This window comes from Mycobacterium sp. IDUB_37, from assembly GCF_055419245.1.
Genome location: NZ_JBVAXG010000006.1, coordinates 226,946 through 232,386 on the forward strand (window position 1 = coordinate 226,946; position 5,441 = coordinate 232,386).

General features: G+C 63.8%; 3 protein-coding genes. All 3 read right to left on the bottom strand.

Translation table 11 applies throughout. The features are described from left to right. Positions 1-41: 41 nt before the first annotated feature. The 3 genes from ACZY1I_RS21410 to ACZY1I_RS21420 are packed head-to-tail and all read right to left on the bottom strand — an operon-like array spanning position 42 to position 5,339. On the bottom strand, positions 42-2,270 hold the full coding sequence (locus ACZY1I_RS21410) for an MMPL family transporter (RefSeq protein ID WP_463756799.1): 2,229 nt from the start codon (positions 2,268-2,270) through the stop codon (positions 42-44). 16 nt (positions 2,271-2,286) lie between these two features. Then, positions 2,287-4,017, bottom strand: a complete 1,731-nt coding sequence (locus ACZY1I_RS21415) for an ABC transporter ATP-binding protein (protein ID WP_463756801.1) — start codon at positions 4,015-4,017, stop codon at positions 2,287-2,289. An 8-nt stretch (positions 4,018-4,025) separates the two neighbouring features. Next, positions 4,026-5,339: a thioester reductase domain-containing protein gene (locus ACZY1I_RS21420; RefSeq protein WP_463757162.1), complete on the bottom strand. Its 1,314-nt coding sequence runs from the start codon at positions 5,337-5,339 to the stop codon at positions 4,026-4,028. Positions 5,340-5,441 lie beyond the last annotated feature (102 nt).

Consider the following 5,441-nt stretch of genomic DNA (forward strand, 5'->3'; position numbering starts at 1 on the left):
TGTTGTGCCACAGCGGTTGTCGCTGAAAGCTGGAAGGTGCTTCAGTCGGTTCTACGGACTTCTTCGCTGAGTCCGAACCGATCGTGCAGTCGGGCCAGTGGTCTTGGCGCCCACCAGTTGATCCGACCGAGCAGGTGCATGAAGGCCGGCACCAGCAGCATTCGCACCAGCGTGGCGTCGGCCAACACGGCTACCGTCAGCCCGAATCCGAACAACCGCATGAACGACACCTGCGCGGCCATCAACGCCGAGAACGAGATGGCCATGATCAATGCGGCTGCCGTGATCACTCGCGCGGTGTGCGCCACACCCAGCGCAACGCTCTCGTCGTTGGCGCCCCGGCCGCGGTCGGATGCCAGCCAATACTCCCGGATCCGGGAGATCAGAAAGACTTCGTAGTCCATCGAGAGGCCAAAAGCGATGCAGAACAACAACACCGGAAGCTGCACGCCCAGAGTGCCGGTGGCCGTCGTCCCCAGTCCGCCCAGGTGTCCCTCCTGGAACACCCACACCAGCGCGCCGAACGCCGCTGTCAGCGAAAGGGTGTTCATGAGTAAGGCTTTGACGGGTAACACCACACTGCCGGTCAGCAGGAACACCAGCAGCATTGTGATCACCGCAATGCCGCTGAGCACCCACGGCAGCCGCGCAGCGATTGCGTGCACACTGTCGCGGTTGCTCGCCGCCAGACCGGTCAGCCACGCCGTTCTGCCCCTGGGAACCGGCACCGCATGCAACCGATCGAGTTGATTGGTCGACGCCGCCGAGTACAGCGGTGCCGTGGTGCCGACGGTGAAATAGATGCTGCCGCCCCGATTTCCATAAGGCGCAGAAGGCTGTCCGAATCGATCACCATCGGCGAACGTGCCGCCAAAGGTCGACACCCACTTCACTTCCGGCACCCGCGACAGGGCTTTGGCGTACCTGTCCAGTTCGGCCGGGCTCAGATTGGACGCATCCGGAAGAACCACTTGAACATCCGGCACCCCACGGTCCGGAAAGTCGTTGCGCAGCAGATCCCCGACCTGACGCGCGGACGCGGTGGTGGGCAGTATGCGGTCATCCGCGAAGCCCCACTTCGCATCCCGGAACGGCGTGCCGAGCAGGAGCAGGAGCGCGGTGATAGCTACACCGATCGGGATCGCATGGCGCATAACACTTTTCGTCCATAGGTACCAGGACCACCGATCAAGCGATACCGGCCTGCCCTGCACGCCCCAGAGCATCCGCTGAATCCGTGGGCGGGTGCGCGAGGAATTGAGGCGGCGATCCAGCAGGACGATCGCGGCCGGTGTCACGACGATCGCCGCCGCGGCAGCGAAAGCGACCACCGCGGCACCCGCGTAGGCAAATGACTTCAGAAAGTACACCGGGAACAAGACCATCGTCGCCATCGACAGCGCGACCGTCATCGCGGAGAACAACACCGTTCGTCCGGCGGTGGCCATGGTGCGGACCAAGGCCACGTCGCGTGGCTGACCTTCGGCCATCTCGTCACGAAACCGGCTGAGGATCAACAAGGTGTAATCGACGGCCAACGCCATGCCCATCGCCACGGACAGGTTCAGAGCAAAGATCGACACATCGGTGAACATCGAGATCGCCCGCAGCGAAGCCAGGCAACCGAGTATCGCCGATATTCCAACAGCAACCGGAAGCGCGGCGGCGACCAACCCACCGAACACCCAGATCAGCACCAGAAAGCTCATCGGCAGTGCGACCGACTCCATCAGGAACAGATCCTGCTGCGTCTGCGCATTCACCTGCCAGTAGACCGCGGCATCCCCGCCGGCACGCACGCTCACACCGTCGCGGTCATGGACAACTTCGTCGGCCAACTGTTTGGCGTTGCGCTGGGCGTTGCTCTCGCCGCCTCCGACGGCGACCACGATCAGACCCGTTTTGCCGTCCTGGCTGGTGAACGCCGGTGCTGCCTCGGGCGGCCCGGTCCACGCCGACTGCACTTCGCGGGCGTTGGGTGAATTCTTCAGCCGCGCAACGATATCGGTCCCAACAGTTCTGGATTCCCGTCCCTTCACCCCGCCCGCGGAGGTAACGGCGATCACCATGGTCATATCGCCCTTGTCGAATTTCTGAGCGAGCAGTGCCGACGCTTTCGACGACTCGGCGCCGGGATCAGTCCCGCCCCCGGCGGACAAATGGCTCACCACCGGAACACCGAAGATCGCGGCGCCGATCAACACCAGAACGGCCACGGCGATGATTCGCCGTGGGGCGTCGAGAGCTAGACGGCCGATCCGAGTCAGCACGACAATTCCCTTCTGTTCAGTGCCGCAGTAGTTCGTGTTCGACGAGATCGCGGTAGACGGGCTTGCCGAGCAGTTCCTCGTGAGTTCCGCTGGCTTGGATCCGGCCGTGCTGCAAGACCAGGATCTGATCGGCGTTGATGACGGTAGAAAGCCGGTGCGCGACGACGAGCAGACTGCGCCGGCCACGCGCCTGCAAAAGATTGGTCATCACGTCGAACTCGTTGGCCCGATCGAGGTGCGCAGTGGGTTCGTCCATCAATATCAGCTGCGACCGCGACAGGAATGCCCGCGCCAGCGCCAGTCGCTGCCGTTGGCCGCCGGAAAGACTGCGTCCGCGCTCGAAGATGGCAGTGTCGAGTCCCTCGGGAAGCCGGGCGATTTCGGTTGCGATGTTCGCCTGTTCAAGCACGCGCCACAGATCGGCGTCAGCTGCGGACGGGTCGGCGATAAGCAGGTTGTCGCGGACGGTGCCGTGCAGCACCGGTGCGTCCTGTTCGAGCAGTCCAAGTCGGCCGCGCAGTTCTCGCAGCGGGATATCGCGGAAATCCTGACCTTCCCAGCACACCACCCCGTTGGCAGGTTCGTGGAAACGGCACAGCAGCGCGAGGATCGTCGACTTCCCGGCGCCGGATGGCCCGATCAGCGCGGTGACCTGATCGCGGGCAAGCGCGAAGGAGACATCATCGAGGACATTCGCTGCGCCCTCAACGCCATAGGAAAACGAAACGCGGTCGAATTCCACCAGGGGCGAGGTCTTTTGGTCTGTCTGCGCCGCCGGGGCCACTCCCACGACGGCGGCCGCGGCGAGGTGTGTCGGGTCGCCTTCGGGTAGTTCCCGCAGGGTAGCGACCAAGTGTTGATACGCGCCGGCCGATATGCGCAAGTTGGCCAGTGCGGTCATGCCGGCGGTGACTGGAAAGACCGCATACATGGCGAACGCGAACAGACTGACGAATTGGCCGACGGCCAAATCACCACCGGCGACGCGGCGCCCATCCATGATCATGATCGCCAAGAACGCACCGAAGATGCCCAACCGGACCAGGGCGAGGTTGGTGGCGGCGCCTGACGCTATTCGGACCCCGAAGTCGTAGACAGCGCGGGCGTGGATACCGATCGACGCCGCCTCGCGCTCTTCGGCGCCAAACAACTTCACGGTGCGCGCGGCGCCCAGGGCGCGATCCAACCCGGCCGTGTAATCGCCAAGCGCGACTTGGCGGTTCAGCGAGGCGCGCTGAATCCTGCCGAGAAACGGACTGCCGGCGACGAGCCCCGCTGCCATGACGGCGATCACGACGGCGACGGTGACCGGGTCGATACTGAGCATCAAACTGCCCGCTCCGGCCAAGATCAGCGCTCCGAACACGATGTCGCCGACGGCGCGGGGCAATAGTTGCACCAGACTCGCGTCGCTGGTGCCACGGGCGAGCAGGTCGCCGGTGCGGCCTCGGTCCAAGATCCCGATAGGCAGGCGCACAACGTGATTGGTGAACTCGGCGCGTAACTCAAAAACGATGCGTTCGCCGGTCCTGTCGAGCTGAAAATGGCCCAACGACTCCAGTGCCAGCTGGCCGACAAGCATGATCAGCAACTCGATCGCCAACGCGAGAATCGGTGAGCCTGCCACTGCGCGGTCGACGAGTCGGCCGGCCAATAGTGGCTGCAGCAGCGCGAGCGCAGTCGCGACGACGAGCAGGAAGACACTTCCCGTCATCGAGACCCAGTGCGCGCGAAGCAAAGTAAGCATCGCGCTACCTAGAGCAATCCGAGAAGTTTTAAGTCGGTGACGTACTTGACGATGTTCGCGGCCGAGACGTGCGGGATGTCCGGATCATCGATGTGCGGACCGATTTTCGCCTCTTTCACCGCGGCGCGGAATCGATCGGCGGGTGCCTGGGACCCGAGGATCGGTTCAGCGGGCTTGATCTGCTTGGAATTGCGCAACAACAGTAGCTGCAGCACCGAGTGTCGGCGCTGACGATCCGGCAGGTCACGAAGTGCCGCCTCGAATCGTTGCAGCCATTCGTCGAAGTCGTCGATGCGTTGTATTGGATAGCCGGCTTGGATCAACCAGTCGACGTACTCATCGGGCCCGATGCCGTCGTCGTGCGGGTTCATCACGTGGTAGGTCGTGAAGCCGTCGACTACCGGGACGCTCAGCGCGACGACAGCTTCCGCGACGAACTCTACTGAGAGACCATCGAAATGGGCGCGCTTACGGTTTCCGTCAGGGCCCAGCTGGTAGAACGAACGGGGCGCGAGGCCGGTGGCCACCAGACTCAGCACCATCCGGGAGACCATGTCCGAAGCGTTGATCTGGCCGGCATAGGTGGTGTCGGCCAGCAGCATGTCGCAACGGAACACCTTCACCGGCAGCCCACACAGATCGTTGGCCTCGCGCAGCAATACCTCGCCCGCCCACTTGCTGGTCCCGTAGCCATTGGCCAACCCGGTGTCGACTGTGCGGGTAGGGCTGATGACCCGAATATCGGCATCTTCGGTGAACGCCGACGGCGCGATCTGGGCGCCGACGTCTGCGGTCGAAACGTACGTGTAGGACTTGCGCTTGGTGGTGAGTGCGATCTTGATCAGTTCGGCGGTGCCCCCGACGTTGGACCCGAACAACTCGCCGTAGGGCAGGACAGCGTTGACCAGCGCCGCGGAATCGACGATCAGGTCGACCGTATCCGCCAGCCGCTGCCAAACCGGTTCAGCCAGGCCGAGATTGGGTTCAGCCTTGTCACCTGCGATCACCTCGAGATGATCGCCCGCCAGTTCGCGAAAATGCGTCAGCAGGTGCGCGTCGCCGTTGGGGTCACCTTCGCCGAACACCACGTCCAGGCGGTGCCGCGCCTGCTCGTCGGAATCTGCCCGCACCAGGCAGATCAGCTTGCCATCGGCCAGTTCCATCTGTTCCAGCAATTGCAGAGCCAGGTAACGCCCGAGGAAACCGGTCGCTCCGGTCAGCAGCACTGTCCGCACCTCAGCGCCGGCACCGGGCAACGTCGAGACGGCGGCCAGGGTCGTGGCGTCGATGAACTTGTCCAGCGTCAGGTCGGTCGCCCGCACTTCGATGATGGTGTCGGTGTCGGTGCGACCGTGGACTGAGACAAAGCGCGGATCGATGGCCCGTTTCCGGGCAAGCAGTGTGTCCGCCGAAGCTGCTCTGCC